At 59.7% G+C, this 26,980-nt stretch carries 24 protein-coding genes; 16 read left to right on the top strand and 8 right to left on the bottom strand.

What is annotated here, in order from left to right:
- Nucleotides 1-118: 118 nt before the first annotated feature.
- From NCR40_RS17850 to NCR40_RS17840, 3 genes are all read left to right on the top strand, one after another.
- Nucleotides 119-1,597 (top strand): NAD-dependent succinate-semialdehyde dehydrogenase, encoded by a 1,479-nt coding sequence (locus NCR40_RS17850; protein WP_250510140.1) that lies wholly within the window; start codon nucleotides 119-121, stop codon nucleotides 1,595-1,597.
- 45 nt (nucleotides 1,598-1,642) lie between these two features.
- Nucleotides 1,643-3,052, top strand: coding sequence for an aspartate aminotransferase family protein (locus NCR40_RS17845; RefSeq protein WP_250510139.1), 1,410 nt, complete (start codon nucleotides 1,643-1,645; stop codon nucleotides 3,050-3,052).
- 64 nt (nucleotides 3,053-3,116) lie between these two features.
- The gene (locus tag NCR40_RS17840) at nucleotides 3,117-3,413 is read left to right on the top strand and encodes a hypothetical protein (RefSeq protein WP_250467282.1); all 297 of its coding nucleotides are present in this window, start codon (nucleotides 3,117-3,119) and stop codon (nucleotides 3,411-3,413) included.
- 63 nt (nucleotides 3,414-3,476) lie between these two features.
- Here the strand turns inward: NCR40_RS17840 and pqqA are convergent, their stop codons facing one another.
- Nucleotides 3,477-3,551 carry a pyrroloquinoline quinone precursor peptide PqqA gene (gene pqqA / locus NCR40_RS17835; RefSeq protein ID WP_008353049.1) on the bottom strand — a complete coding sequence of 25 codons (75 nt, stop codon included), beginning with the start codon at nucleotides 3,549-3,551 and terminating at the stop codon, nucleotides 3,477-3,479.
- A 502-nt stretch (nucleotides 3,552-4,053) separates the two neighbouring features.
- Here pqqA and NCR40_RS17830 point away from each other — a divergent pair.
- Nucleotides 4,054-4,290, top strand: a complete 237-nt coding sequence (locus NCR40_RS17830; protein ID WP_250510138.1) for a hypothetical protein — start codon at nucleotides 4,054-4,056, stop codon at nucleotides 4,288-4,290.
- Between the two features lie 15 nt (nucleotides 4,291-4,305).
- Here the strand turns inward: NCR40_RS17830 and NCR40_RS17825 are convergent, their stop codons facing one another.
- Nucleotides 4,306-7,221 carry a bifunctional diguanylate cyclase/phosphodiesterase gene (locus NCR40_RS17825; protein ID WP_250510137.1) on the bottom strand — a complete coding sequence of 972 codons (2,916 nt, stop codon included), beginning with the start codon at nucleotides 7,219-7,221 and terminating at the stop codon, nucleotides 4,306-4,308.
- 172 nt (nucleotides 7,222-7,393) lie between these two features.
- Nucleotides 7,394-8,434: a GlxA family transcriptional regulator gene (locus tag NCR40_RS17820; protein WP_502800675.1), complete on the bottom strand. Its 1,041-nt coding sequence runs from the start codon at nucleotides 8,432-8,434 to the stop codon at nucleotides 7,394-7,396.
- 64 nt (nucleotides 8,435-8,498) lie between these two features.
- Here NCR40_RS17820 and NCR40_RS17815 point away from each other — a divergent pair, with 64 nt between their 5' ends.
- Nucleotides 8,499-9,188 carry a DJ-1/PfpI family protein gene (locus tag NCR40_RS17815; RefSeq protein WP_250467274.1) on the top strand — a complete coding sequence of 230 codons (690 nt, stop codon included), beginning with the start codon at nucleotides 8,499-8,501 and terminating at the stop codon, nucleotides 9,186-9,188.
- A gap of 45 nt (nucleotides 9,189-9,233) precedes the next feature.
- Here the strand turns inward: NCR40_RS17815 and NCR40_RS17810 are convergent, their stop codons facing one another.
- Both NCR40_RS17810 and NCR40_RS17805 read right to left on the bottom strand, forming a co-directional pair.
- Nucleotides 9,234-9,665 carry a GNAT family N-acetyltransferase gene (locus NCR40_RS17810; RefSeq protein WP_250467271.1) on the bottom strand — a complete coding sequence of 144 codons (432 nt, stop codon included), beginning with the start codon at nucleotides 9,663-9,665 and terminating at the stop codon, nucleotides 9,234-9,236.
- Nucleotides 9,665-10,405 carry an ABC transporter substrate-binding protein gene (locus tag NCR40_RS17805; RefSeq protein WP_250467269.1) on the bottom strand — a complete coding sequence of 247 codons (741 nt, stop codon included), beginning with the start codon at nucleotides 10,403-10,405 and terminating at the stop codon, nucleotides 9,665-9,667. Before NCR40_RS17805 ends, NCR40_RS17810 begins: the two co-directional genes overlap by 1 nt.
- 100 nt (nucleotides 10,406-10,505) lie before the next feature.
- Between NCR40_RS17805 and NCR40_RS17800 the strand changes: the two genes are divergently transcribed.
- The 6 genes from NCR40_RS17800 to NCR40_RS17775 all read left to right on the top strand — a co-directional run bounded on the left by NCR40_RS17800 (nucleotide 10,506) and on the right by NCR40_RS17775 (nucleotide 14,740).
- Nucleotides 10,506-11,018: a cupin domain-containing protein gene (locus tag NCR40_RS17800; RefSeq protein ID WP_250467267.1), complete on the top strand. Its 513-nt coding sequence runs from the start codon at nucleotides 10,506-10,508 to the stop codon at nucleotides 11,016-11,018.
- A gap of 46 nt (nucleotides 11,019-11,064) precedes the next feature.
- Nucleotides 11,065-11,358: a hypothetical protein gene (locus tag NCR40_RS17795; protein WP_250510136.1), complete on the top strand. Its 294-nt coding sequence runs from the start codon at nucleotides 11,065-11,067 to the stop codon at nucleotides 11,356-11,358.
- Nucleotides 11,359-11,417: 59 nt separating this feature from the next.
- Nucleotides 11,418-12,272 (top strand): oxidoreductase, encoded by an 855-nt coding sequence (locus NCR40_RS17790; RefSeq protein WP_250510135.1) that lies wholly within the window; start codon nucleotides 11,418-11,420, stop codon nucleotides 12,270-12,272.
- A 98-nt stretch (nucleotides 12,273-12,370) separates the two neighbouring features.
- Nucleotides 12,371-12,715, top strand: coding sequence for a response regulator (locus tag NCR40_RS17785; RefSeq protein WP_244829475.1), 345 nt, complete (start codon nucleotides 12,371-12,373; stop codon nucleotides 12,713-12,715).
- Between the two features lie 177 nt (nucleotides 12,716-12,892).
- Complete coding sequence (locus NCR40_RS17780) at nucleotides 12,893-14,533, top strand: FAD-dependent oxidoreductase (protein ID WP_250510134.1); 1,641 nt, start codon at nucleotides 12,893-12,895, stop codon at nucleotides 14,531-14,533.
- A gap of 6 nt (nucleotides 14,534-14,539) precedes the next feature.
- Entirely contained in the window at nucleotides 14,540-14,740 is a 201-nt protein-coding gene (locus NCR40_RS17775; RefSeq protein ID WP_250510133.1) for a DUF2783 domain-containing protein, read from the top strand.
- Here NCR40_RS17775 and mobB read toward each other — a convergent pair.
- Nucleotides 14,737-15,246, bottom strand: a complete 510-nt coding sequence (gene mobB / locus NCR40_RS17770) for a molybdopterin-guanine dinucleotide biosynthesis protein B (RefSeq protein WP_250510132.1) — start codon at nucleotides 15,244-15,246, stop codon at nucleotides 14,737-14,739. The genes NCR40_RS17775 and mobB overlap by 4 nt on opposite strands.
- Before the next feature lie 170 nt (nucleotides 15,247-15,416).
- Between mobB and NCR40_RS17765 the strand changes: the two genes are divergently transcribed.
- A complete protein-coding gene (locus NCR40_RS17765) occupies nucleotides 15,417-17,963 on the top strand; it encodes an adenosylcobalamin-dependent ribonucleoside-diphosphate reductase (RefSeq protein WP_250510131.1) in 2,547 nt (848 codons plus the stop codon).
- 196 nt (nucleotides 17,964-18,159) lie between these two features.
- On the opposite strand, the gene NCR40_RS17760 is transcribed toward NCR40_RS17765, so the two are convergent.
- Together NCR40_RS17760 and NCR40_RS17755 are read right to left on the bottom strand one after the other, a co-directional pair.
- Nucleotides 18,160-18,504 (bottom strand): DUF4148 domain-containing protein, encoded by a 345-nt coding sequence (locus NCR40_RS17760; protein ID WP_244829479.1) that lies wholly within the window; start codon nucleotides 18,502-18,504, stop codon nucleotides 18,160-18,162.
- Nucleotides 18,505-18,813: 309 nt separating this feature from the next.
- Nucleotides 18,814-19,824, bottom strand: a complete 1,011-nt coding sequence (locus NCR40_RS17755; RefSeq protein WP_244829480.1) for a LysR family transcriptional regulator — start codon at nucleotides 19,822-19,824, stop codon at nucleotides 18,814-18,816.
- Nucleotides 19,825-20,045: 221 nt separating this feature from the next.
- On the opposite strand from NCR40_RS17755, the gene NCR40_RS17750 reads away from it, so the two are divergent.
- The 4 genes from NCR40_RS17750 to NCR40_RS17735 are packed head-to-tail and all read left to right on the top strand — an operon-like array spanning nucleotide 20,046 to nucleotide 26,869.
- Nucleotides 20,046-20,864, top strand: a complete 819-nt coding sequence (locus NCR40_RS17750; protein WP_250510130.1) for an alpha/beta hydrolase — start codon at nucleotides 20,046-20,048, stop codon at nucleotides 20,862-20,864.
- A 50-nt stretch (nucleotides 20,865-20,914) separates the two neighbouring features.
- Nucleotides 20,915-22,108, top strand: a complete 1,194-nt coding sequence (locus tag NCR40_RS17745; RefSeq protein ID WP_244829482.1) for an efflux RND transporter periplasmic adaptor subunit — start codon at nucleotides 20,915-20,917, stop codon at nucleotides 22,106-22,108.
- Nucleotides 22,109-22,133: 25 nt separating this feature from the next.
- The gene (locus NCR40_RS17740; protein ID WP_250510129.1) at nucleotides 22,134-25,334 is read left to right on the top strand and encodes an efflux RND transporter permease subunit; all 3,201 of its coding nucleotides are present in this window, start codon (nucleotides 22,134-22,136) and stop codon (nucleotides 25,332-25,334) included.
- Between the two features lie 8 nt (nucleotides 25,335-25,342).
- Nucleotides 25,343-26,869 carry an efflux transporter outer membrane subunit gene (locus tag NCR40_RS17735; protein ID WP_250510128.1) on the top strand — a complete coding sequence of 509 codons (1,527 nt, stop codon included), beginning with the start codon at nucleotides 25,343-25,345 and terminating at the stop codon, nucleotides 26,867-26,869.
- Nucleotides 26,870-26,980: the final 111 nt, after the last annotated feature.

The raw sequence follows: 26,980 nt of genomic DNA, 5'->3' as shown, positions 1-26,980 counted from the left end.
GAAACAGAAAAAACACCAGGCGTGGCAATCGATAACGAAAAATTCCGCGACTGCATGAGCTTAAAGTGACTCCATCGAATTAGACTCAAGAGCGAATCAACCGATAGGAGCGAACGTCATGCTGTTAGGACATCCGGTTCTCTTCAAGTCGCTGTGCTATGTGGACGGCCGTTGGGTACATAGCAACAATGCCGCGTCGATCCCGGTGGTCAATCCCGCCGATCAGCACGTCATCGGGCATGTGCCGATGCTCGAACGCGAACAGGTCGTCAGCGCCGTCGGAGCCGCCGACCGCGCGTTTCAAGCTTGGCGCTGGACACCCCAGCAAAAGCGCAGCGCGTTTCTCATGCGCTGGCATGAACTGATCTTGCGTCATCAGTCTGACCTCGCCGGCATTTTGTCGCTGGAGCAAGGCAAGCCGCTCGCCGAAGCGAAGGGCGAGATCGCATATGCCGCGAGCTTTATCGAATGGTTCGCCGACGAAGCAAAACGCCTTGCAGGACGCACCATTCCAACGCATATCGATGGCGCGCATCTCGGCACGGTCATGGAGCCAGTCGGCGTTGCGGCGCTCATCACGCCATGGAATTTTCCCGTGGCGATGATCACGCGCAAAGCCGCGGCCGCTATCGCGTCGGGCTGCACGGTTGTCATCAAGCCTGCGCATGAAACGCCTTTTTCAGCGATGGCGCTTGCACAACTCGCGGAAGAGGCGGGCTTTCCCGCAGGCGTGTTCAACGTCGTGATCGGCGAGCCGCAGATGACCATGGAAGCGCTCGTGAGCGACACTCGCGTGCGTGCGGTGAGCTTCACCGGTTCGACGGGCGTTGGAGGTCTCGTGGCAAAGGCCGTGGCGCAGGCAGGCATCAAGAAGCTTGCACTCGAGCTTGGCGGCAATGCGCCGTTCATCGTGACCGAGGACGCAGATCTCGAACATTCGGTGCGCGTTGCGATTGGGGCAAAGTTTCAGACATCGGGTCAGGATTGTTGCGCCGCGAATCGCATCTTCGTGGCGCGACCCTTGTACGAAGCGTTCGTGCAACGTTATACCGAAGCGGTCAAGGCACTGAAGGTAGGCAGCGCGTTCGAAGCGAATGTCGATGTCGGTCCGCTCATGCATCAGGCCGCTTTCGATGCGACCGTTGCGCGTATCGAAGACGCAAAGGCGCAAGGCGCGCGCATCACTGTCGGCGGCAACGCGCATGAGCTCGGTGGATGGTTCTATGAGCCGACCGTTGTCGCGGATGCTAGAGCTGGCATGCGTATCTACGATGAAGAGAACTTCGCGCCCATCTCCGCGATCTCTCCGTTCGATACGCTCGACGAAGCCGTGACACGCGCCAACGATACGGAATACGGCCTTGCCGCCTATATCTGCGCCACGCGCATCGACACGATCTTTCAATTGGTGCGACGGCTCGACTTCGCAATGGTCTCGGTGAACGGCGTCAAGTTCACGGGCGCGCCCATTCCCTTTGGCGGCATGAAGGCATCGGGTCTCGGCCGCGAAGGTGGCGCGGAGGGCTTCGAACCCTTCGTCGAAACGAAATATTTTTGCTTAGGGAATCTGGGTCTGCCGCTTTCGAGCGCAGCCTGATTCAACCCACGTTAAGAACACGCATAGCGCTTCAAGGAGAAGCACATGAGCCAGCAACAGCAATCGATTGAACACTTGTTCGCGGAAGATCGCGCGCACTTCATGCATCCGTCCACGCACGCGCACGATCATGCAAGCGGCGCGTTGCCGGGCAAGATCGTGACGGGCGCCAAGGGCATTCGTATCGAAGATCATCAGGGCCGGACTTATATCGATGCATTCGCAGGACTGTATTGCGTGAACATCGGCTACGGTCGAACCGAAGTGGCCGAAGCCATTTATGAGCAGGCAAAGAAGCTCGCTTACTATCACACTTATGTCGGCCACTCGACCGATGCGATCATCGAGTTGTCGTCGCGCATCATCGCGTGGTCACCGGAAGGCATGAAGAAGGTGTACTACGGCATGTCCGGGTCCGATGCCAACGAAACGCAGGTCAAGATCGTCTGGTACTACAACAACGTACTGGGTCGCCCGAACAAGAAGAAGATCATCTCGCGCGAACGGGGCTATCATGGCTCGGGCATCGTCACGGGCAGCCTCACTGGCTTGCCGAGCTTTCATCAGCACTTCGACTTGCCGATCGATCGTGTGAAGCATACGGTTTGTCCGCATTGGTATCGAAAGGCACCGGCTGGTATGAGTGAAGCGCAGTTCACCGCATACTGCGTGGAAGAACTCGAGAAGCTGATCGCGAAGGAAGGCGCGGATACCATCGCTGCGTTCATCGCCGAACCGGTCATGGGCACGGGCGGCATCATCGCGCCGCCGGAAGGTTACTGGGATGCTATCCAGCAAGTGCTCAGCAAGCACGACATCCTCTTGATCTCCGATGAAGTCGTGTGCGGCTTCGGACGTCTCGGCTCGAAGATGGGCGCGCAGCATTACGGCATCAAGCCGGATCTCATCACCGTGGCTAAGGGCCTCACGAGCGCTTATGCGCCGCTGTCGGGCGTGATCGTGGGCGAACGTGTATGGGATGTGATCGACAAGGGCTCGCGAGAGCATGGTCCGATGGGACACGGCTGGACCTATTCGGGTCATCCCATTTGCGCGGCTGCTGCGCTGGCCAACCTCGACATTCTCGAACGTGAAAACCTCACGCAGAATGCGGCGGAAACGGGTGCTTATCTGCATGCGCAGCTTCACGCGGCATTCGATTCGCATCCGTTAGTGGGCGAAGTACGTGGCGCGGGTATGCTTGCCGCGCTCGAATTCATGGCCGATAAAGACGCGCGCAAACCTTTCGATGCGGCGCTCAAGGTCGGGCCGAAGGTATCGGCAGCGGCTCTGGAGCGCGGTGTGATTGCGCGAGCCATGCCGCACGGCGATATTCTCGGCTTTGCGCCACCGCTCGTCACGACGCGTGCCGAAGTGGATGAGATAGTCGGCATCGTCAAGCAGGCGGTCGACGCGGTGGCTAATGACGTGATCGGATCGACTGTCGCGAGCTGAGGTTCGAAGTGGAATGCGCGTTGCTCGTGTTGTTGGCACCGACAGCCTTTAACGGGAGCAAGCAATGACGATTAACGACAGCGAACAGAAGAGCACGGATAAGCCGCTTGGCGATGCTGGCAGCGGAGCAAGCGGTGGCGGTTCTATCGGCAATCTGCCGGGTCCCGGTTCAGCGACAGGAGGCGATCCAAAGCAAGGAGTGCGTCAGCCTAATGCGGGAGAGATCGAGCCTGAAAACAGGCGGCTTGACGAAGATCCGCATCAAACGGCGGAAGTGCCTTTGGGTTCAGGCAGCCGACCTGAACCGGCAGGAAAGGGTGGACTTGGCCCACAAAAAAGCGAAGGTGACGGTGCAACGTAGCACGAGCCGCTCAAGCCTTGAAAAGAAAGCGGCCGCTTTGTGCGGCCGTTTTCTGCTTGGCGATTAACGCGTGGCGATGTACATCGTAATTTCAAAGCCAAAGCGCATATCGGTAAAGCTAGGGGTTTCCCATTTCATAAAGCCTCCTTTTGCTAAAGCGGCCAAGCGGTTGCAAGACCGATGCGCGGTTCTAAGCTTGATTTAGCGCCGTGCGAATCCGCGCCCAAAATTCGACGCGCTTTAATCCTAACGCGTCTTAGGCGTCTGCATCATTGGAAATTGCCCGCAAGATCATTTAATTTATTTATAGCGGTCTTTGCCGGTTTCCTGAATTGTCAGGGGATGTACCTACTTTGTCAGGGTCCGTGGCGGGATTCTGTTCCAGCGCTTCGCCGGGACGAGGGATCACCCTGTCTGCTTCGGACGGCTCGATTTCGTTCAGACGATTGCCGCCGGGTGTACGCGGCTCTTCATGCAGGTCGTTATTTGCTCGCGCGGATGTCATTACGGTTTCCTTAAGTCGCCTTGTCATTCGATGAACCAGGCCGACGGACCAGCAACCGTTGTACCTAAGGTCAGCGTGCGCCAGGCGCACTTGATGCTAGCCGATTGATATGTCTATCCACTCGAAGGAGCGAGCATGTCAATCGAAGCGGACCGTATTTCCGATCTCGAAGTGAAAGTCGAAGACACGTTGTACATGTTCGACACGAAGGATCGCGCTGACGCGTTCATGCAGTGCCTTGGCAACGACTCGTTGCAGACGTGCACCACTAATCATGCGCCTGTATCGATGCGCGCTGTGACGACCGACACCGGCGTGCCGGAAGGTGAACCGGGCAGCATCATCTCGCCCTTGCTTGGCGGCATGCCCTGATCCAATGCTCAAGAATCAGAGAATGGCGCTTGAAGTGGTGCGTGGCGCAAGCGCGCTGCGCGTCAACGACTCAAGCGGCAAAGGCTTGTCGAAGAAGTAGCCTTGCGCCTGCGCTGCACCCATGTCGCGTAGTACTGCAAGCGTGGCCGCGTCCTCGACGCCTTCGGCCACAAGCGTGAGATCGAGCGACTCGGCCATTCGCACGATAGCTCGCACGATCGCGCGACTGCGAGGGCTTTCGGTCAGTTCGAGAATAAACGACTTGTCGATCTTGAGGCCGCTGAACTGATACTGATGCACATAGCTCAGGGACGAAAAGCCCGCGCCGAAGTCATCCAGTACGACGGACATGCCGTTATCCGCGAGTCTTTGCATGGTGCGGCGCGCAAGATCCGGCTCGGCTACGAGCGCGCCTTCCGTCAGTTCGAGACATACACGCGATGGCGACACGCGATAACGCCTGAGCAGCGCAAGGACATCGTCGGCGAACTCGGGGCGCGTCATGCTATAGCTCGAACAATTGACATGCACGGGCGGCCAGTGCGCAAAGCTGGCATTGGAAAGTATCGCGGCGACGCGTTCCAGCATGTATAAGTCGAGCCGACCGATGAGACGCAGCCCTTCCACTGCAGGCAGAAATTCGCCGGGTGCCACGATACGTCCATCGGGTTGGCGCCAGCGAATCAACGCTTCGAGCGCGACCACTTGGCCACTCCCTACATCGACGATAGGCTGAAAATACGGCAGCAACTCGTCGTCGCGCTTGATCGCGTTACGCAATGCGCCCTCGCGTTCGACCTGATCGGAGACCTGTCGGCGAAGCTCCTGATTGAACACGACGAAGCTGTCGCGACCCGCGTTCTTGACGCGATACATCGCGGTATCGGCATCGCGCAAAAGATCGGCGGGCTCGGTATGAAACTGCGTGTCCGCGCTCACGATGCCAATGCTGCACGAAGAAAACACCACATGTTCTTCGATATGAAACGGCAGATCGAAAGCTGCGAGGATGCGCTTGGCAATCGCCACCGCGTCGCGTACCGGCGCCTTGGGCGACAGCACTGCGAATTCGTCGCCGCCCAAGCGCGCGAGCAGATCGGTGGAGCGCAGACAATCGCGCAGACGCGCGGCGGCCTGCACCAGCAGCATGTCGCCGAAATGATGACCCAGGCTGTCGTTCACCACCTTGAAGCGATCGAGGTCGATGAACATCACCGAAAGCTCATCGCCGCGTGTCTGGTAGTCGTGCCATGCATCACGCAGCCGATGCATCAGATGACTGCGGTTGGGCAGGCCGGTCAATGCATCGTGCGAATTCTCGTACAGCAGACGCGCGTTGACATCGTCGAGTTCACGCGTACGGGCCTGCACACGGGCTTCGAGCTCGAGGTTGGCTGCATGCAATGCTTCGGCATCGCGACGGCGCGAGAGGGCGGTATCGATATGGCGCGATACGAAGGTCAGCAACTCCTGATCGCGCTGCGAATAGCGCACGAGCGGCGAGTAACTTTGCACCGCGAGCACGCCGCGTACGACATCGCCATCGAATAGCGGAATGCCGAGCCACGAGCGCAGGCGCACGTCGTCGTGATCGGTTTCGAACGCCCCTTCCGCGATGAGACGCAGCGCTTCCTGATGATCGATGAGACGCGCGCGGCGTTCGCGAATCACATACTCGGTGAGCCCACGCTGGCCGCGACGCGGCTCGGGCCGCTCCTGCACGATTTCATCGACGTAATAGGGAAACGAGACTTCGCATGTTTCGGTTTCGAAGAGCGCCACATAGAAATTGCGCGCGTAGAGCAGCTCGCCGACGATGCCATGCAGACTGCGAAAGAACTCCATCATGTCGCCGGGCCGGCTCGACAATTCCGCGATTTGATAGAGCGCTGCTTGCAGATGCTCGGAACGCTCGCGCTCGGCAATGCCATGTCGCAAAGCAGCGTTGAGCTTCGACAATTCGGAGGTGCGGCGGGCGACCTGTTCTTCCAGATCCGCGCGATGCAGGATACGGTCGAGCGCCATTGCGACGTGACGCGCCACGACTAAAAACAGCGCGCGGTCCTCGGCGGTGTACATGCGCGAGACGTCATAGACCTGCATGGCCAGCATGCCGAAGACTTCGTCGGACGCATTCTTGAGCGGCGCGCCCATCCAGAACTCGGGGCGATCGCCGATGCAATAGAAACGCTCCGCGCGTTCGGCGGCGCAGATGTCGGCTGCGGTCACGAAAAGCGGCTGTTCGCTCGTGAGCACTTGCCCTGTCATCGAAAGACGCTTGGGATCGAGAATGTCGTAGTTCTCGGCGGCGACCACGTCCGTGTCGATCACATCGACGTAATACGGATAGGTGATCTTGCCGGTCTTGCGGTCGTAGAGCGCGAGGTAGAAGTTCTCGGCGTCGATGAGCGTGCCGAGACGCTCGTGCACGCAACGCAGAAAGTCCGCGCGCTCGGGCACCGAACTGGCGAGATACGCGATCTCATACAACACGCGTTGCGTGAGTTGCGCCCGCGCGAGGACATCGGCTTGCACGCGTTCACCAAGTGCGCGTGCGAATTCAGCGAGATGTGCATTGTCGCTGTATGCCACAGGCGCGAGCAGCCAGCCGAGCACGCTTTCGCCGCGGCCGGTCGGCCAGGCATGCCAGCCGTGCGCGGCGCAGGCTTTCGCGAGGCGGTCCTCAGCGATGTCGCTTGGCCACGCTGGTATGCAAAATTCATTGCCCTGGCGTTCAAGATGCAATTGCTCGCCCGCGCGATACCAAGCCCATGTGTTGGGGCAAGCGGACGCGGCAGTGTCCCGCAGCAAGGCGTCGATGGACGGTGCGATGTTCGCCGGCGCGGCATCGTCCGCGCCATCGTCGGTCACGTCTTCCTGTGCGGCCTGAGCCGCCTGCAGTGGCGCGTTATACGCGGAAAACACACTCATCGGCGCTCCAGGCCCTCAGGCCGCCTCGTCGGACGGTTGGTTAAGCAAAGCGGCTCGCGCACGGTTGCCCGAAGCGCCTCATGCAATCGCTCTTACTCTGGTATCGGCAGCGAGCATACAGCCTTGAGCATGGATGACAAAAAAAGCAGCAGGATTGGCTTTTGCATGCACTTTATGCCGATACCGCCGCGCGGGCGAAGCGTTCGCGGTAAGTCTGAGGCGCAACCCCGAGTGCGCGCACGAAGCCGCGTCGCATGGTTTCTTCCGAGCCGAAGCCGCAGCGTGCCGCAATGCGCTTGACCGGCAGGTCCGTGTCGCCCAGCATACGGCGCGCGGCTTCCAGCCGCATTTGCTCGATGGCGCGAGCAGGCGTTGCGCCGGTCTGCGCCCGGTAATGACGCACGAAGCTGCGCTCGCTCATGCCGACGCGCGCCGCCAGCGTTCCAATGGATAGATTGCATGCAAGATTCTCCGCGATCCATGCATGCAATTCGCCGAAGCGTTCGCCCGAGTCCTTCTGCAGCAAAAGCGCGGCGCTGAACTGCGCCTGCCCGCCGGGGCGCTTTAGAAACACGACGAGATGACGCGCGACATCGAGCGCGAGCGCGCGTCCGAGATCATCTTCGACGAGCGCAAGCGCCAGGTCGATTCCCGCTGTCACGCCTGCGGAGGTCCAGAGATCGCCGTCGCGGATGAAGATGGGATCGGACTCGACCCGCACCGCCGGAAAGCGGCTCGCCAGCTCGGCGCAGCGCGTCCAGTGCGTGACGGCGCGGCGTTCGTCCAGCAGGCCGGTCGCCGCAAGCAGAAAGGCGCCGGTACACACCGATGCCGTGCGGCGCGCATGAGCGGACCGCGCGCGCACCCAGTCGACCAGCGTGCGGTCGCGCAGCGCTTCATGCACGCCCCAGCCGCCCGCGATGACGAGCGTGTCGCACGGCTCGCGCGCATCGGGCAGCGCTTCGCCGATCAGCCCAAGTCCCGCCGAGGCTGTCACCGTGCCGCCCGGCGCGACGACTCTCGCGCGATAAGGGCGTGGCATGCCGGCCTCGCGCGCCAGTTCGTTCGCGGACGCGAACACCTGCAAGGGACCGGCGACATCGAGCAACTGAACGTCGGGAAAGGCGAGTATGTCGATGATGCATGGCTTCGGCGATGACATGATAGCTAGGGCGCTTGGCGTAAAAAGTGGGGCGATCGACCATCTCGCCATAGCGTAGCGGCGTAGGATGCATTCGTCCACCTTCATTCTTCAACCTGCCACGAGAGAGAAAGCGATGACCCTTCACATCGGCCTGCTGCTTTTCCCGCGCGTTCAACAACTCGACCTCACCGGTCCGTACGAAGTCTTTGCGCATCTGTCGGACGCTAAAGTGCATCTTGTATGCAAAACGCTTGCGCCTGTTCCTTCCAGTACAGGGATGCAACTCGCACCCGACACATCGTTCGCGGAATGCCCCACGCTCGACGTGCTCTGTGTTCCCGGAGGCGAAGGCGTCGGCGCTCTGATGGAAGACGAGGAAACGCTTGCGTTCATCCGCCAGCAGGCGAAGGGCGCTCGCTTCATCACTTCGGTATGCACCGGTTCACTCGTTCTCGGCGCGGCCGGTTTGCTGCGCGGCAAGCGTGCGACGACGCATTGGGCTTTTCACGAACTGCTGGGCGAATTCGATGCGACGCCCGTGCACGCCCGCGTGGTGCGCGACGGCGCCTTGTTCACGGGCGGTGGAATCACGGCGGGCATCGACTTCGCGCTGACGCTCGCGGCTGAACTCGTCGGCGAGCACGAGGCGCAGGCCATTCAACTGCAAATGGAGTACGCGCCCGCGCCGCCGTTCGATGCCGGGGATCCGAATCACGCGCCTGCCGCTGTAGTGGCGGACGTGCGGGAGCGCTCGGGGGCTTCGCTCGCAAAGCGCAGGGAAATCACGAAGCGCGCGGTGCATCGGCTCGGATTGAATGCTTGATGCAAAATGCCGGCATGCCGCATTTTGAATGCCAAATGCCTGTATTCAGAACCGCTTTTGCATGAAGTACCGCGCACGTCCTGCATGGAAATCCGCCAGTTCGCCGAAGACTTCGAAACCGTGGCGAACATAAAGATCGCGGGCTGCGGGATTGAGCGTATCGAGCCACGCGGCGCGGCAGCCGCGCTTGCGTGCCTCGACTTCGGCGGCGTCGAGCGCGCGAGCGCCAAGTCCGCGACCGCGCGCATCTTCGCGAACCCAGAGCCATTTGACGAAAAGCCATTCCCACGCGGTATAGCCCGCGAGGCCGCCTACAAAGTCGTCGCCTTGATAAAGCGAAACGGCCAAGTCGCGATGATCGCTTGGTCCGAGTTGACCGGTATTGAACGCGGCGAGACCGCCTGCGACATCGGCCTCGAACGATGCGTCGATCCAGTCGGTCACGGATACCGTCACTTGGATACGCTCGCCCTGCATCAAAGCTGCTCCGGCGGCGCAAGCGAGACGCCGGTGATGCCGTGTCGCGCGAACGCATCCCGAATAAAGCCCGACCGTTTGATGTCCTCGATGAAGTCGCGAAGATACTGCGTGGCCGCATCGCCGCGAGTCTTCGGCAAGCCCATTGCCTGCCTGATCACCATGAAGCGCCCGTCGATCAGCCGTACCCCGGGCGTGCGAGCGGCGTCGGCCTCGAGTTGCTGCTTCACGCCCGCGGCGACCTCGATCCCGTCGCGCAGAAAAGTGTCGACCACCGCCTCCGACAGTCCAGTGCGCACGAGTTGAGCGTGCTCCAACTCGCGCGTCAGGAAGAGGTCGTATGCGCTCCCTTTGCCCACCATGATGCGATTGCCCTCGCGATCCACATCCTCGATGCGAGAAAGCGGCGAGTCGTTGCGCACCAGATAGCACCCTTCGATCAACACATACGGTGCAGTGAACGCGATGCCCGCGCCACGCAGCGGATCGATCGCGAAGAAGCCGACATCGGCCTGTTCCGCCGTCACCGTCTCCACCGATTGCGCGGCGTTGGGAAAGGAATTGAATGCAATCTCGACGCCGAGCCGCGCGGCCAGTTCGCGGGCAATATCCACGGAGACGCCGCTGGGCTCGCTGCTCGCCGAATCGCGATGCACGAGCACGGGGTTTCCAAGGTTGAGCGCCGCGCGAAGCGTGCCGGTTGGAGCAAGAGCGTTTTTCGTGGTCGCGGTTAGCGTCATGGTCTTCCTTCGATGAGAGACGTTGGCATCTTGCGTTCTGCATGCAAACCGATCCGATGCAGAATACGCGATGCGCCAACCATCTGGCAAAGGAGAACGCATGCAGATACCCCGCATAGACAGTCGCGAGTTGATCGATCGCCTCAAGCTCGAACCGCATCCCGAGGGCGGCTACTTTCGTGAGACCTATCGCGCGAATTCAGGAGTCACGCGCAACGGCGAGGACGATCTCCGTTCGGCATCGACAGCCATCTATTTCCTCCTTTGCGATGGCGCTTACTCCGCCTGGCACCGTATTCGGTCGGATGAAGTCTGGCATTTCTATGCGGGTGATTCGATCGATGTCCATGTGCTCCATTCGAACGGAGAACTGGCGACGCATCGACTCGGCAATGCGCTTGAAGATCCGCAGGCGGCGTTTCAGGCGGTCGTCAACGCGGGTGACTGGTTTGCCGCCGAATGCCATGAACCAGGCGGTGCCGCGCTCGTCGGCTGCACGGTGGCGCCAGGGTTCGAGTTCAGCGAGTTCGAATTGGCCGCGCCCGGCGCGCTCGGGGCGCGTTATCCACGGCATCGCCAGTTGATCGAGCGGCTGGAGCCTAAGCGTCTGTGAGCCAAATGAAAGTCAGGCGCGCGGTTTGCTGTGAAACGGCTAAGAAATGAAAAGCAACTTAGCAAACGAGCAAACCGAAAGCGCCATGGACGATTCCCTTATCCGCCTGCGGGCGAAGATTGCAAGGCAAATCGCCGAGCGAGAAGCAACCCTACAACCGATGCGCGACTACGCAGTTCTTGGCGGCAACGCCACCCCCGAACGAACTTACTGCCCCGTTACCTTCGCGGCATTGGAGCAAGACCTTTGCGGCTGGAAGCGCATGGCCGCAAAATTGGAGACGACTGTTTTGTTCGAGCCGCGCGAACATCGCGCGTTACGCATGCCGCGTCTGCGTTAAGCAAGCGTCGGCCTTTGCGGTCAAAATGATTAGCGCAACGCTAACCACGGAGACCCGCAATGTCAGCATCGAAGCAAGACACGCCTGTCTGGTTCATCACCGGCTGTTCCACCGGCTTTGGCCGTGAACTCGCATCCGCTGTGCTTGCGCGCGGCTGGCGTGCTGTCGTCGCCGCTCGCGATCCCGCCCGCGTCGCCGACATCGTCGAGCCTGCAGGCGATAGAGCCATTGCGGTTCGGCTCGACGTCACGCACCCGGACGACATCACCGCTTCGGTAAAAGCGGCGCACGAAGCGTTCGGTCAGATCGACGTATTGGTCAATAATGCCGGCTTTGGCTATTTGGCCGCAGTCGAGGAAGGCGAGGACGACGAGGTGCGCGCGATGTTCGAAACCAATTTCTTCGGCGCGGCTGCAATGATTCGCGCGGTACTGCCAGGCATGCGGGAGCGTCGCGCGGGGCACGTGGTCAACATCACATCCGTGGGCGGCCTGGTTGGTAATCCGGGCAGCGGGTATTACGCTGCGACCAAGTTTGCGCTCGAAGGCCTCGGCGAAGCGCTCGCGCGCGAGACCGAAGGCCTTGGCATCAAGGTCACGGCCGTCGAACCGGGACCTTTCCGCACGGATTGGGCGGGCCGCTCGCTTAAGCAGACCCAGCGTTCGATTGACGATTACGATGCCGTCGCCGGTCGCCGTCGCGCGGGGATTGCCGAGCTTAGCGGCAGACAAGCGGGCGATCCGGTGCGCGCGGTGCAGGTCATCATCGAAGCCGTGGAAGCTAAAAATCCGCCCGCGCATCTCGTGCTTGGCAACATTGGGCTTCAAGCCGTGCGGGCCAAGCTTGCAGCGCTTAACGCGGATATCGATACCTGGCAAGAACGCAGCGCCTGGAGCGACAACCCGCTCGATTAAAAGCATCAGCTTCGAACCTCAGGCCCGCTTATTGCGCTATTGGTTATTGCGCTCGATCTTCGACGCTTGTGCTATTTACGCTTCGGGAAAAATCCATCATGCGCGTGCTTTTCGTTGAAGATGACGTTGGTCTTTGCGACGCTTTCAGCGCGCTTGCCCGCGCCTCCGGGCATATCGCAGATGTCGCATACGATGGACACCGGGCGCTTGAACTCGCGTCGGAAAATCGCTACGACACGATATTTATCGACATAGGTCTGCCGGATTTCGATGGTCGCGATCTTTGCAGACGGTTGCGCGCTGCCGGGCCGAGCCAGCTTGCTTGCGTCGTCGCGGTAACGGGTGACGATCGGCACCGTGACAGCGAACAGGAACAATTCGACGGCTACTACCTCAAGCCCTTCACTGAAGAAGGCTTTATGGCGGTCTTAGCGGCTTGCTAAAGAAAGCAATTAAAGACGCAATAAAAACGTCCGTTCATTAGAACGGACGTTCTTTTTTTGTGCTTAAGGAAATACAAGAAAACATAGCCGCACAGAAAAGTCCGTTTGTACAATGCCCTTAACGGAGATTTGAGGTCTGCCCAAAGAGGCAATAGCAGGAGACAACCCAAAAACGACATGGTCCGCTTTGCTTACAAGCGAGCACCGGAACACGACACCGCCGAGTCCCCGGTCTATCCGGTGGTCGTGACCGGCGCGGGACCGGTCGGTCTTGCCACTGCAATCGATCTTGCGCAACACGGCGTTCGTACCGTGCTCGTCGATAGCGACGACACCGTATCGGCCGGTTCGCGCGCCATCTGTTTTGCGAAGCGCACGCTTGAAATCTTCGAACGTCTCGGCTGCGTCGACGAGATGATCGAAAAAGGTGTGCGCTGGAATGTCGGGAAGGTGTTCCTGCATGACGATCTGATTTATGCATTCGACTTGCTGCCCGAAGCAGGCCATGCGCATCCCGCGTTCATCAATCTCCAGCAATATTACGTCGAGCGCTATCTCGTCGAACGCGCGGCACAACTCGATAACTTGCATATGCGCTGGAAGAGCCGTGTAGTCGGTGTAACGCAGCATCGGGATCATGTCGAACTGCAAGTGGATACGCCCGATGGACGATACGCCTTACGTACACGCTATGTCGTAGCGGCCGACGGCTCACGCAGCTTCATTCGTCAGGCTCTCGATCTCGATAGTCACGGCCGGGTATTCAAGGACCGCTTTCTCATTGCGGACGTCAAGATGAAAGCGCCGTTTCCGGCGGAACGCTGGTTCTGGTTCGATCCACCGTTTCATCGCAACCAGTCTGTGCTGCTGCATCGCCAGCCGGACAACGTATGGCGCATCGACTTTCAGCTCGGCTGGGAAGCTGACCCTGTCACGGAAAAAGCACCCGAACGTGTCACTCCGCGCGTCAAGGCATTGCTTGGCGAAGACGCGGAATTCGAACTCGAATGGGTGAGCATCTATACGTTTGCATGTCAGCGCATGGAGCATTTCAGGCACGGTCGAATTCTGTTCGCAGGCGATGCGGCGCACGGCGTCTCACCTTTCGGCGCGCGCGGCGCGAATAGCGGTGTGCAAGATGCAGACAATCTCGCATGGAAGCTCAGTCTCGTCGTTCATGGCGACGCTCCGCCCGCTTTACTCGACACGTATGCATCCGAACGGGAATACGCCGCGGATGAAAACATTCGTCATTCCACGCGATCGACCGATTTCATCACGCCGAAGAGTACGGCCTCGCGTCTCTTTCGGGACGCGGTGTTGAAGCTATCGAAGGACTGTGCTTTTGCGCGACGCCTCGTCAATAGCGGGCGACTCTCGGTGCCGACCGTGCTGCAAGACTCGCCGCTCAATACGCCCGATCAGCCCGATGACAGCTTCGCATGTTCGATGACGCCAGGGACGGCATGCGTGGATGCGCCCATACGCGTGAATGGCCGCGCTGCATGGCTCTTGCAACAAACGCATGGCAAAGGCTTTATAGGAATCTACTTCTGCGGCAGCGATGACGGGGAGGAAGTGCGCAGGGCTCTTTTACAGAGGCTAACGTCGTTTCGTCTATTACTGGTTGCGCCGAAGGGCATGGCCGCGTCGTTCGAAGATATCGAAGACGTCGATGGCATCGTGGCGCATCGATTCGATGCTCGCCCCGGCACGTTCTACTTGTTGCGCCCCGACCAGCACGTATGCGCGCGCTGGCGTGCGTTCAACGCCGATGCGATATTTAACGCCGTACAACGCGCTACTTGCAATGGATAAGCCAGCATGAAGCTCAAGCTCGAGGCCAATCTTGCCGATCCGGATGCGTTCTATGAACGGCTCATCGGCACACACGACGGACTAAGCGACGAAGAAAGCCGCATGCTCAACGCCAAGCTCGTGCTGCTTCTCGTGAATCATATTGGCGATGACGATGTAATCGGAGAAGCATTGGACATCGCGCGCAACGGCGTCAAAGCAGATTAAACGGCAATGCGCAGTGTCTCGCAGATAAAGGCGCCAATGCGGTCTAGATCGTCTAGCGGCAGCAGAGGCAGCGCGCTGTCGACTGCCGAGGCATCGTCGGTTGCAATGGCAAGAATTGCGACGTCGGTCTTATAAAGCGGCTCCCGGCCAACCGATGGCCGAACCACTTCCAGTCGCGGAATGGCTTCGCGTGCAAATCCTTCGACAATCGTGAGGTCCGCATGTGTCAGCCGCGCAGCGAGTTCCGTAAGCGAAGGCTCGTTCCCCTCGCGCAACTCGCGCACGATTGCATAGCGGTAAGGCGATGCAATCACCACTTCGCCCGCGCCTGCACGCCTGAAGCGCGCGCTGTCTTTGCCCGGAGGTTCGAGTTCGATTGAATGATGACTGTGCTTGATGACGTTGACTACAAGACCGCGTGCCCGAAACCAGGGCAATAACGCCTCGATCAGCGTGGTCTTGCCCTGACCCGAGCGGCCCGAGATACCGAAGAGCGGCGCATTCATGCGATAGATCGTCTCAAGGAAAAGTGCTGGATCGATCGAGGGAGTTTAACGGTTCATTAGCAGCCAGGGAGAATTCGCGCTATCGTCGTGCATTGCGTTTGGCGGCGCCCCACGGTTCGCGTCATGGCCCCGTCAAGCATTAGCGGACAAAGCATTCAACAGGATCAAACATGGCAGAAGACAATCCCAGCACAGGCGTCGCTCCGCAGCAATTTTCCATCGACGTAATGCTTGAAAAATATGCCAAGGGCGACGAGACGCGCGTCGAAGATATTTATCTGCGCGTGGCGCGTGGTGTCGCAATGGCCGAGCCCAAAGCGTTACGCGCGAAGATCGAAGCGGAGTTCGTCGATAACTTCCGGCGCGGTGCATTGGGCGCCGGGCGCATCATGAGCGCGGCGGGCGCGGGTATCGATGCCACGCTCATCAACTGCTTCGTTCAGCCCGTGGGCGATGCCATTCAAGGCGTCGACGATAACGGTTTGCCCGGCATTTACGTTGCGCTGCTGCAAGCGGCCGAGACGATGCGGCGCGGCGGAGGCGTGGGCTATAACTTTTCCGCCATTCGTCCTCGCGGTGCGCGCGTGCATTCCACGGGTTCAGCTGCATCCGGACCATGCAGTTATATGGATGTGTTCGATGCATCATGCCGCACGGTGGAGAGCGCAGGATCACGCCGTGGCGCACAGATGGGCATACTCGACTGCACGCACCCCGATTTGCTCGAATTCATCGCGGCTAAACACACGAAGGGACGCTGGAACAACTTCAACGTGTCCGTCGCGGTAACGGACGAATTCATGCAGGCCGTTGCCGACGACGCCGTCTGGCAACTCGTGCATAAGGCCGAGCCTTCGCCTGCACAGCGGGCATCGGCGGACATCCGGAAGCGTGACGACGGCTTGTGGGTGTATCGGGAAGTGCGTGCGCGTGACGTATGGAACACGATCATGCGATCGACCTACGATGTCGCCGAGCCAGGCGTCGTTTTCATGTCGCGCATGAATGACGATAACAATCTGCGCGCCGTCGAAACGATTCGCGCGACGAACCCTTGCGGTGAACAACCCTTGCCCGCATACGGTTGCTGCAACCTGGGCCCGCTCAATCTGACTCGCTTCGTGCGCGACCCTTTTGCGCAAGCGCGCGGCGGCGTCCCTGGTTTCGATTGGGACGGTCTCATGCGTACCACGCGCACGCAAGTGCGCTTTCTCGATGACGTTCTCGATGTCACGTTGTGGCCGCTCGAAGAACAAGCACGTGAAGCGGCTGCCAAGCGACGTATCGGCGTCGGCTTTACGGGGTTAGGCGACACGCTCGTAATGCTTGGTCTTCGTTATAACTCGAACGAAGGGCGCGAATTTGCCATGCGCGTCGCACGCACCATGCGCGATGAAGCGTATCGCGCGTCGGTCGAACTTGCACGCGAACGCGGCGCATTTCCGCTCTTCGATGCAGCACGTTATCTGGAAGAGGGCACTTTCGCATCGCGCTTGCCTGATGATCTCAAGAGCGAGATTCGCGCGCATGGCATCCGCAATAGCCATCTGCTTTCCATCGCGCCCACGGGCACCGTGAGTCTCGCGTTTGCGGACAATGCATCGAATGGTATCGAGCCCGCGTTCTCGTGGACCTATCAGCGCACCAAGCGCATGGCCGATGGCTCCAGCCAGACCTTCGCTGTCGAAGACCACGCGTACAGGCTTTATCGCGAGATGGGCGGACACGTCAAGGCGCTGCCCGATTACTTCGTGAGTGCGCTCGATATGTCCGCGCAAGATCATCTGGAAATGATGACGGCCGTACAGCCTTTCGTCGACACATCGATATCGAAGACCGTCAACGTACCCGCGGATTATCCGTTCGACGCATTCCAGGACCTTTACTTCGAGGCATGGCGACGTGGCTTGAAGGGACTCGCGACCTATCGGCCTAACGACACCTTGGGCGCGGTGTTGTCAGTCACGCCACAGGAAGAGAAGACACCGAGCGACTCGCCCGATCCCGAACTGGATCTCGATCCTTTGCGTATTGCGATCGATCATCGTCCGCGTGGAGAGCTGCCCGCGATTATCGAGAAGGTCGAGTATCTGACGCAGGCTGGAAAGAAGTCGCTCTATCTTGCGGTGTCGTTTATCGAAGTGACAGGGCGTATTGCAGGCGATGACGTGACCATCGAGCGACCCATCGAATTCTTTATCCCGACGGGGCAGAGCGACGAATCGCAACAATGGATCACGGCGACCATGCGTTCATTGTCGCTTGCGGCGCGTGGAGGCTTTGCCGCGCGTACGCTGCAGGACATGCGCAAGGTATCGTGGGATCGCGGTCAGGTGCGTCTCGGCGATGTCGAGCGTTTAGATGGACACCGCAGTCCACGCTGGCATGACTCGGAAGTCGCCGCGCTTGCCTTTGCGATTCAGCAAATTCTTCATCGACGCGGTTTTCTCGATGCCGAAGGCAGTCAGGTGCCGTCACGCGTACTTGCCCGCAAGCATATCGACGTGACCCATACACGCGCTCTAGTGACTGAAGACGAGACCGTGGCACACGCGGACGTGACGGATTTGTCGTCCGACGATGCCTTGTCGAACGACCCGCATACACTCACGCAGATGCATGGGCGCAAATGCCCGACATGTGGCGCGAATGCGGTGATCCGGAAGGACGGTTGCGACTTCTGCACTGCTTGCGGTGAAATAGGCGCTTGCGGCTGAAGCTCAAACGCGTGTGCCCGGCAGGCACACGCGTTTGATTGATTTGCTACTCGCCGTGCTCGCTCGTGTCCTGCTCGGTCTCTTGCGAGCGAGATTCGACAAACGGGCGCCACACCGGCGTCACCGAGGCTAGTTCTTCAAGAACCGAATATTGTTCAAGCGAAGTATTTTCGAACATGATGACCTCTGCAATTCTTTAGCGCGTGACCGAACCGTTCGCATATTCCACGATATGGCGATTGCGCGCTTCCGCTTGAGCGGCATCGCGAGCATGCGCTTCGCTTTGGGCAGCGACCGCATCGCCCCACATGCTGCGATCAGGATACGTATTGCGATTCAACGCGGGCAACGAACCGTTCGAATAGGCAGCGGCAAGTTCAGCCCGCACTTGCGCACGCGTCTTGGGCGTTTCACTCGTAGTCGTTTGCGTCTGATACGTTCCCGCGCGACCAATGCCTTCACCGCCGTCGGCAAATGCCGTGCTCGAAACCACGGCTGAGATAGCCGCGAGTGAGAAACCCGTGATGAGATAGCTTTTCATGCGTGCAACTCCTTTCGATCCGTTTCCTGTGCTTCGGATGCGACGCGGATGCAATCGGCTAAGAAGATGATTGCATGCGCTTCGCGACAGGTCGAAATGTAGTCGCCACGCTAGGGGCAGATAAATGCCGGATGCGCGAATAGATTTGTCGATTTCGGCGAATAATCGCTAAGAGCCTTAGCCACCGGACATTTGGCGACGCTTGCATGTGCTGACATTTTTCCCTATCGCATCGATAGGGACGAAAAAAAGGCGTGTCGCCTGAGACACGCCTTTGCTTTGCCAGCGAAATAGCTAGCCAGTAGTTAGCTATACAACGACATCCTCAGTACCCGAAACTTCCGGTGTACCGTGACGCACGACCGTGGGCGCGGCAGTGCTAGTGGGCAGGCAACGCTCTTCCGCGTCCTTCTGACCTTGCAGCAACGGGCAACGCTCGAACAGCTCCGCGACCCAGTCCACGAACACGCGCACCTTTGGCGAAAGATGGCGATTGTGCGGATAGACGGCGGAAATAGGCATCGGCAAAGGGCTCCATTGCGGCAGCACTTCGACAAGCTCGCCTGAACGCAAGTACGGCAACGCCATGAAGCGCGGCGCTTGAATCAGACCCACACCCTTGAGACCGCAACTGAGATAGGCTTCGGCGTCGTTCACCGCGATCATGCCGCGCATCTTCACTTCGATGGATTCGTCGTTGACGACGAAGTCCATATCCATCACACGCCCCGTGCGGCTCGAAAAATAATTCACGGCCACATGGTCCTGAAGGTCTTCAAGCGTTTGCGGCTTGCCATGACGTTCGAGATATTGGGGACTTGCGACCGTCACGCCCTGAAACACGCCAATGCGTCGCGCGACCAGACTCGAATCCTGTAGCGTTCCAACGCGAATCACGCAGTCGACGCCTTCCTGGATGAGGTCGACTGGCTTGTCGCCGAAGCCGAGCATGAGTTCGATTTCCGGATAGCGCGTGTGAAAGTCGCAAAGCTGCGGCATCACAATGAGCCTTCCAATGGCCCCCGGCATGTCTACCCGCAATTTGCCGTGCGGACCCTTGCCGTTGTTCGAGAATGTGCCCTCGGCTTCCTCGATGTCGGCAAGGATGCGCACGCAGCGCTCGTAGTAGGCCGCGCCATCGGGCGTCAGATTGAGCCTGCGTGTCGTGCGCTGAAGCAGTCGCACGTTGAGAAACGCTTCCAGGTTTTGAATGATCGTCGTGACCGACGCGCGCGGCAAATTGAGCGTATCCGCTGCGCGCGAAAAACTGTTGGTGTCGACAACCCGTGTGAAGACCTGCATTGCTTGTAGCCGATCCATGTTTCCTCACCTTCGATGCTTAGGGCACCAGCATAGCGGCGCACGGAATTAAGCGCCTGGCTAAGAACAGTCATGTGCGTATTAACGATGATTGTTCGGTGCGTCCGAATTGTGTTGCCGGATTATAGGCATTTATTAAAAAAGGCGTGGCATCCAGAATTCGCAGCATCGCAACTTATGCGTGACGGCCTTATTTTTCAGGCCGCGCACGAAAAATAACCATGGCAACATTGTTGGATCTGGAGGCGCGTCCGAGATTGTGCATCGAAGATGTGCGTATCGCCGGACACGTACAGCCGATCACGCTGCGCAGTTACCGCCCCGCGTCGGATGGCAACGTGTTGCCTATCGTTCTTTATTTCCACGGCGGCGGTTTCGTGCGTGGAAGTCTGGACGAAGCCGATGTGGCTGCAAGCGTCATTGCGCGAGATACGCCCGCTTGGGTCATCTCGGTCGGCTATTCGCTTGCGCCTGAATTTCCATTTCCCGCCGCGCCTGAAGACGGATATCGCGCGGCACAGTGGGCGGTTGCGCATGCTCGTGCGCAACGCGCAGACCCTTTGCGCATCGGCGTGGCGGGGCATGACGCAGGCGGCAACCTCGCGACGTGCGTTGCAGCCATAGCGCGCGATCGCGGCGATTTGCGCCTGTCCGCTCAAGTGCTGCTTGCGCCATTGCTCGATCCGAGCATGACGCGCCTCGCCGATGAACGCAAAGTGCTGTGCCCCGATCTGGAAATGAGCGATTGCGCGCGTTGCTATCGCGCGTATCTGCCCGTGCCTTCGCAACGTTTGCATCCCTATGCGGCGCCGCTCGAATCGCGGCGACTCAATGGCTTGCCGCCGGCGCTGATCGCGAGCGCGGAGCATGACCTCCTGCATATCGAGGCGGAAAAATACGCGGCGGAATTGATCAACGCAGGCGTGCCGACCGAAATGACGCGTCATTGCAAGGCCTCGCATCAAGCGCTGGCCGCGCATCCCGACGCGCTCGCCGATGTCGTCGCGTTCTTCAAGAAACGCCTCGCGCGCCCCAAATAAGCGCGCCACGCACCATAAAAAAACAATCTCAACGCAACCGGAGCTTCACCATGTTCTTCACTCGCAAACGTATTTACGCTGCGCTAGGCGCGGTGATCGTCATTGCTGGCGCGGGCGGCTATACCGCCTGGCGCGGTCACGGCGACGCCATCAACCAGGCGCAAGCCGCCGCGCATAGCCCGACCGCCACCGAAGTGGACGTGGCCGCGGTGGTCTCGAAGACCATCACGGACTGGCAGAGCTATTCGGGCCGTCTCGAAGCGGTGGACCATGTCGACATTCGCCCGCTCGTGCCCGGCACGATCGTCGCGGTGCACTTCAAGGACGGCGCGCTCGTGAAGAAGGGTGACGCGCTCTTTACCATCGACCCGCGTCCGTACGAAGCGGAAGTCGCACGCGCCGCGGCGCAAGTTGCATCGGCGCAAGCGCGTAACGGCTATACGTCCACCGACGCTGCGCGTGCAGAGCGCTTGCTTACCGATAACGCCATCGCCAAGCGCGATTACGACGAGAAACAGAACGCCGCGCGCGAGGCTGTCGCCAATCTGAAGGCCGCGCAGGCTGCGCTCGAAACGGCGAAGATCAACCTCGCCTACACGCATATCGTGGCGCCCGTATCGGGGCGCGTGTCGCGTGCAGAGCTCACGGTGGGCAACATCGTCTCGACGGGTGCGAATGCGCCGCTTCTGACCACGCTGGTCTCGGTCTCGCCGATCTATGCCTCGTTCGATGTCGACGAACAGACGTACTTGCGCTATCTCGGCCGCGATACGGGCAGCAGCGTGCCTGTTTCGCTGGGTCTTGCAAACGAAGACGGTTACTCGCGCGAAGGCGTGGTCGATTCCGTCGATAACCGCCTCGATACGACCTCGGGCACGATCCGCGTGCGTGCGCGCTTCAACAATCCGGATGGCTCGCTCTTGCCGGGACTTTATGCACGCATCAAGGTCGGCGGTGGCACGCCGCATCCGGCCGTGCTCGTGGATGACGCGGCTGTCGGCACCGATCAGGACAAGAAGTACGTCATGGTGGTGGACAAAGACAACCGCGTGCAGTACCGCGAAGTCACGTTAGGCGCCACGCATGAAGGCCTGCGCGTGATTACGAAGGGATTGCAGCCGGGCGAACGCATCGTCGTCAATGGCTTGCAGCGCGTGCGTCCCAACGATGTGATCAAGGCCAATAACGTCGCAATGGACAGCAACGCCAATGCGACGCCTGTGAAAACGGCATCGGCTTCGTAAGCATCTCGAACAGACAGAACTCGTCATGAACATATCCAAATTTTTCATCGACCGTCCGATCTTTGCGGGCGTGCTGTCGGTAATCGTGTTGCTGGCTGGCGTCATCGCCATGTTCAAGCTGCCGATCTCCGAGTACCCGGAAGTCGTACCGCCTTCGGTCGTGGTGCACGCGCAGTATCCGGGCGCGAATCCGAAGGTGATCGCGGAGACCGTGGCCTCGCCGATCGAAGAGCAGATCAACGGCGTCGAGGACATGCTCTACATGCAGTCGCAGGCGAATAGCGACGGCAACCTCACGACCACGGTCACGTTCAAGCTCGGCACCGATCCGGACAAAAACACGCAGCTCGTTCAGAACCGCGTGAATCAGGCTTTGCCGCGCTTGCCGCAAGACGTGCAGCGGCTTGGCGTGACCACCATCAAGTCCTCGCCGACGCTGACGATGGTGGTTCACCTGAACTCGCCGAACAACCGTTACGACATGACGTATCTGCGCAACTATGCGCTGATCAACGTGAAGGATCGGCTCGAACGCATCTCGGGTGTGGGTGAAGTGCAACTGTGGGGTTCGGGCGATTATTCGATGCGCGTATGGCTCGATCCGCAAAAGGTCGCGCAACGCGGCATGACGGCGACCGACGTGGTCAACGCCATTCGTGAACAGAACGTGCAAGTGGCGGCAGGCGTGATCGGTGGTTCGCCCACGCTGCCAAATACGCCCTTGCAACTGAACGTGAATGCACGCGGCCGCTTGCAGAACGAGTCCGAGTTCCGCGACATCGTGCTGAAGACGTCGCCCGATGGTGCAGTCACGCATCTGAGCGATGTGGCGCGCGTCGAACTCGCAGCATCGGAATATGGCTTGCGTTCCTTGCTCGACAACAAGTCGGCGGTTGCAATCGCAATCAATCAGCAGCCGGGTGCAAACTCGCTGCAAATCTCCGATGAAGTGCGCAAGACGATGAAGGAACTGCAGGCGGATATGCCTGCGGGTCTCGAGTATCAGATCGTCTATGACCCGACGCAGTTCGTGCGCTCCAGTATCGAAGCGGTAATTCATACGCTCGCTGAAGCCATCGCTTTGGTCGTGCTCGTGGTGATCGTGTTCCTGCAAACCTGGCGTGCTTCGATCATTCCGTTGCTGGCGGTGCCGGTGTCGATTGTCGGCACGTTCTCGCTGTTGCTTGCGTTCGGCTTCTCGATCAACGCGTTGTCATTGTTCGGGATGGTCCTCGCGATTGGCATCGTGGTGGACGATGCAATCGTCGTCGTGGAGAACGTCGAACGTAATATCGAAGCGGGGTTATCTGCCCGAGAGGCGACGTATCAGGCCATGCGCGAAGTGAGCGGGCCAATCATCGCAATTGCCTTGACGCTCGTGGCCGTGTTCGTGCCGCTCGCGTTCATGTCTGGCCTCACGGGTCAGTTCTACAAGCAGTTCGCGATGACCATCGCTATCTCAACGGTGATCTCCGCATTCAACTCGTTGACCTTGTCGCCCGCGCTGGCTGCGATGTTGCTCAAGGGTCACGATGAACCGAAGGACTGGCTCACGCGTGGCATGGACCGTGTGTTCGGCGGTTTCTTCCGTCAGTTCAACAAGGTCTTTCATCGCGGTTCGGATGCCTACGGCAAGGGCGTGAAGAGCGTCATCAACCGCAAGGCCGTAATGATGGTGCTGTATGCCGTGCTTCTTGCAGGTGCGGTTCTGATGGGCAAGATTGTGCCGGGCGGTTTCGTGCCCGCGCAGGACAAGGAGTATCTGATCAGCTTCGCGCAATTGCCCAATGGCGCATCGCTCGACCGTACCGAAGGCGTGATTCGGCAGATGAGCGACATCGCGCTCAAGCAACCGGGCGTGGAAAGCGCGGTGGAATTTCCGGGCTTGTCGGTGAACGGCTTTACGAACTCATCGAGCGCGGGGATCGTGTTCGTGACGTTGAAGCCCTTCAAGAACCGCGTGCATGACGAGGCACTTTCCGCCAATGCGATCGCGGGTGCGCTGAATCAGAAGTATGCGGGTATCAAGGGGTCGTTCATCGCCGTGTTCCCACCGCCGCCGGTTCTCGGGCTGGGTACGCTAGGTGGTTTCAAGATGCAACTGGAGGACCGTGGTGCGCTCGGTTATGCAGCGCTCGCGGATGCGACGCAGGCGTTCATCAAGCGTGCCTCGCAGACGCCTGAACTCGGACCGACGTTCTCGAGCTATCAGATCAACGTGCCGCAGCTGAACGTCGATCTGGATCGCGTCAAGGCCAAGCAGCTTGGCGTATCCGTGACAGATGTTTTCGACACGATGCAGGTGTATCTCGGCTCGCTCTACGTGAACGACTTCAACCGCTTCGGACGCGTGTATCAAGTGCGCGTGCAGGCCGATGCCCCGTTCCGCGCGAACCCTGAAGATATCGGCTTGCTGAAGACTCGCAACGCGAATGGCGACATGGTGCCGCTCTCGTCTCTCGTCAGGGTGACGCCGACCTATGGTCCGGAAATGGTGGTGCGCTACAACGGCTACACGGCAGCTGACATCAACGGCGGTCCGGCTCCTGGCTATTCATCGGGTCAGGCGCAGGCAGCGGCGGAGCGAATCGCCGCGGAAGTGTTGCCGCGCGGGATCAAGTTCGAATGGACGGATCTCACGTATCAGCAGATTCTCGCGGGCAATGCGGCTTTGTGGGTGTTCCCGATCAGCGTGCTGCTCGTGTTCCTCGTGCTTGCAGCGTTGTATGAAAGCCTGACCCTGCCGCTCGCGGTGATCCTGATCGTACCGATGAGCATTCTGTCGGCGCTGCTCGGTGTTTGGCTTACGGATGGCGACAACAACATCTTCACGCAGATTGGTTTGATGGTGCTGGTGGGCTTGTCGGCGAAGAACGCGATTCTGATCGTGGAGTTCGCCCGCGAACTGGAGATGCAGGGACGCTCGATCGTGCAGGCCGCGATCGAAGCAAGCCGCTTGCGCTTGCGCCCGATTCTCATGACATCCATCGCCTTCATCATGGGCGTGGTGCCGCTCGTACTGTCTTCGGGTGCGGGATCGGAGATGCGTCATGCAATGGGCGTTGCGGTGTTCTTCGGCATGCTGGGTGTCACGCTCTTCGGTCTGATGCTGACGCCGGTCTTCTACGTGATCCTGCGCAAGCTCTCGCGCACGGAGCATGTGACGGACAAGCACGGCTCGCATCCGCAGATGCGGGGTATCGGCGGCTCTTACGAGGCGCAATGAGGTCAAACATGAACAAGTTGCATATGAAACGATGGCTGGGCCTCCCGGGTTTGATGGCGGCGCTGCTCGTGTTCGCGGGCTGCTCGCTCGCGCCCACTTACGAAAAGCCGGATGTGCATGCGCCTTCCGCTTACAAGGAAACGCCGCAAGGAACTAGTGATACGAGCGCGCTTGCTCCTTCGGAAACGGGCACCTGGAAAACGGCTCAACCCTCCGAAGAAATGATGCGCGGCGAGTGGTGGACCTTGTTCGATGATCCCGCGCTCAACGATCTCGAACGTCAGGCGCAGGAAGCGAACCAGAACCTCAAGGCAGCAGCGGCACGCGTGAAGGAAGCGCGCGCAATCAACCAGACTGCGCGTGCGGGTCTGTTCCCGACGCTCGATGCAGGCTTCGGTCCGACGCGTGAGAAGTTCTCGCCGGCATCGCAGTTCCTGCCGGCCGATGCCAACGTGCCTGCACAAACGTTGTGGCGTGCCCAGGCGAGCGCATCGTATGAAGTCGATCTGTTCGGCCGCGTTTCGGATTCCGTCAAAGCCGCCAACGCCGACACGCAACAAGGCGAAGCGCTGTTCCGCTCGGTGCAGTTGGCCTTGCAAGCGGACGTCGCGCAGAACTACTTCAATCTGCGCGAGCTCGATGCGGAGAACGATGTCTTCACGCGCACGGTGACGTTGCGTGAGCAAGCGTTGAAACTCGTGCAGCGCCGTTTCGATGAAGGCGACATCAGTGAGCTCGATGTGGCGCGCGCCAAGTCCGAGCTCGCGACCGCGCGCTCGGATGCGATGACCGTGCAACGTCTGCGCGCATCGTCCGAGCATAGTCTTGCGGTGCTGCTGGGCAAGACGCCGGCTGAATTCAGCGTGGCGGCGAATCCACTCAAGCCAGTGACGGTTCGCGTGCCACCGGGCTTGCCTTCAACCTTGCTCGAACGTCGTCCTGACATTGCTGCTGCTGAACGTTCGATGGCCGCAGCAAATGCTCGCATAGGCGTAGCGAAGGCTGCGTTCTTCCCTTCGCTCACGTTGACGGGCGCAGGCGGCTTCGAGTCGGCAACGCTTGGCGATCTCTTCAAATGGTCGAGCAGAACATTCCTGCTGGGTCCTTTCGCGGGAACGGCGCTGAATATTCCAATCTTCGATGGCGGCCGTCGCAAGGGCAATCTCGCGGATGCACGTGCAATCTATGAAGAGGACGCCGCGAATTATCGGCAACAAGTGCTCGTTGCATTTCGTGAGGTAGAAGACAATTTGTCCGACTTGCGCATTCTCGAAGATCAGACGGCTACGCAATCGGATGCGGTCAAGGCTTCGGTGCGCGCGGCACAACTCTCGCGAACGCAGTACACGGAAGGTGCGGTCAATTATCTCGATGTGATCGATGCGGAGCGCACTGTGCTGCAATCGCAGCGTACTTCGGTGCAGCTTGCGGGAACGCAGGCGGTATCCACAGTCAACTTGATACGTGCGTTAGGCGGCGGCTGGGGCGATGCGATGCCCGCGCCGGTACCTGAGCCGAGTCTCGCGCAGAAGTAATGTGCCTTCAAGGCCCTGCAGCATGCAGGGCCTTATTGTTCGTATCGGGGAACATATGTCTTCATCCGCGGGCCATTTATCCCGGGCCTGCAAATCCCTAAAATTCTTATA

The sequence above is a fragment of the Caballeronia sp. GACF4 genome (genome assembly GCF_023631025.1).
Classification (GTDB): Bacteria; Pseudomonadota; Gammaproteobacteria; order Burkholderiales; family Burkholderiaceae; genus Caballeronia.
This window is presented reverse-complemented; position numbering and strand designations above follow the sequence as displayed.

Bases quoted from the DNA above. Each gene is read 5' to 3' on its own strand.
- NCR40_RS17785 (WP_244829475.1), top strand. From the start codon at position 12,371: ATGCGCGTGCTTTTCGTTGAAGATGACGTTGGTCTTTGCGACGCTTTC.
- NCR40_RS17805 (WP_250467269.1), bottom strand. From the start codon at position 10,405: ATGACGCTAACCGCGACCACGAAAAACGCTCTTGCTCCAACCGGCACG.
- NCR40_RS17820 (WP_502800675.1), bottom strand. From the start codon at position 8,434: ATGGCGAGATGGTCGATCGCCCCACTTTTTACGCCAAGCGCCCTAGCT.
- NCR40_RS17740 (WP_250510129.1), top strand. From the start codon at position 22,134: ATGAACATATCCAAATTTTTCATCGACCGTCCGATCTTTGCGGGCGTG.
- NCR40_RS17745 (WP_244829482.1), top strand. From the start codon at position 20,915: ATGTTCTTCACTCGCAAACGTATTTACGCTGCGCTAGGCGCGGTGATC.
- NCR40_RS17750 (WP_250510130.1), top strand. From the start codon at position 20,046: ATGGCAACATTGTTGGATCTGGAGGCGCGTCCGAGATTGTGCATCGAA.
- NCR40_RS17780 (WP_250510134.1), top strand. From the start codon at position 12,893: ATGGTCCGCTTTGCTTACAAGCGAGCACCGGAACACGACACCGCCGAG.
- mobB (WP_250510132.1), bottom strand. From the start codon at position 15,246: ATGAATGCGCCGCTCTTCGGTATCTCGGGCCGCTCGGGTCAGGGCAAG.
- NCR40_RS17845 (WP_250510139.1), top strand. From the start codon at position 1,643: ATGAGCCAGCAACAGCAATCGATTGAACACTTGTTCGCGGAAGATCGC.
- NCR40_RS17825 (WP_250510137.1), bottom strand. From the start codon at position 7,221: ATGAGTGTGTTTTCCGCGTATAACGCGCCACTGCAGGCGGCTCAGGCC.
- NCR40_RS17775 (WP_250510133.1), top strand. From the start codon at position 14,540: ATGAAGCTCAAGCTCGAGGCCAATCTTGCCGATCCGGATGCGTTCTAT.
- NCR40_RS17830 (WP_250510138.1), top strand. From the start codon at position 4,054: ATGTCAATCGAAGCGGACCGTATTTCCGATCTCGAAGTGAAAGTCGAA.
- NCR40_RS17810 (WP_250467271.1), bottom strand. From the start codon at position 9,665: ATGCAGGGCGAGCGTATCCAAGTGACGGTATCCGTGACCGACTGGATC.
- NCR40_RS17795 (WP_250510136.1), top strand. From the start codon at position 11,065: ATGAAAAGCAACTTAGCAAACGAGCAAACCGAAAGCGCCATGGACGAT.
- NCR40_RS17800 (WP_250467267.1), top strand. From the start codon at position 10,506: ATGCAGATACCCCGCATAGACAGTCGCGAGTTGATCGATCGCCTCAAG.
- NCR40_RS17735 (WP_250510128.1), top strand. From the start codon at position 25,343: ATGAACAAGTTGCATATGAAACGATGGCTGGGCCTCCCGGGTTTGATG.
- NCR40_RS17840 (WP_250467282.1), top strand. From the start codon at position 3,117: ATGACGATTAACGACAGCGAACAGAAGAGCACGGATAAGCCGCTTGGC.
- NCR40_RS17760 (WP_244829479.1), bottom strand. From the start codon at position 18,504: ATGAAAAGCTATCTCATCACGGGTTTCTCACTCGCGGCTATCTCAGCC.
- NCR40_RS17765 (WP_250510131.1), top strand. From the start codon at position 15,417: ATGGCAGAAGACAATCCCAGCACAGGCGTCGCTCCGCAGCAATTTTCC.
- NCR40_RS17790 (WP_250510135.1), top strand. From the start codon at position 11,418: ATGTCAGCATCGAAGCAAGACACGCCTGTCTGGTTCATCACCGGCTGT.
- NCR40_RS17755 (WP_244829480.1), bottom strand. From the start codon at position 19,824: ATGGATCGGCTACAAGCAATGCAGGTCTTCACACGGGTTGTCGACACC.
- NCR40_RS17815 (WP_250467274.1), top strand. From the start codon at position 8,499: ATGACCCTTCACATCGGCCTGCTGCTTTTCCCGCGCGTTCAACAACTC.
- NCR40_RS17850 (WP_250510140.1), top strand. From the start codon at position 119: ATGCTGTTAGGACATCCGGTTCTCTTCAAGTCGCTGTGCTATGTGGAC.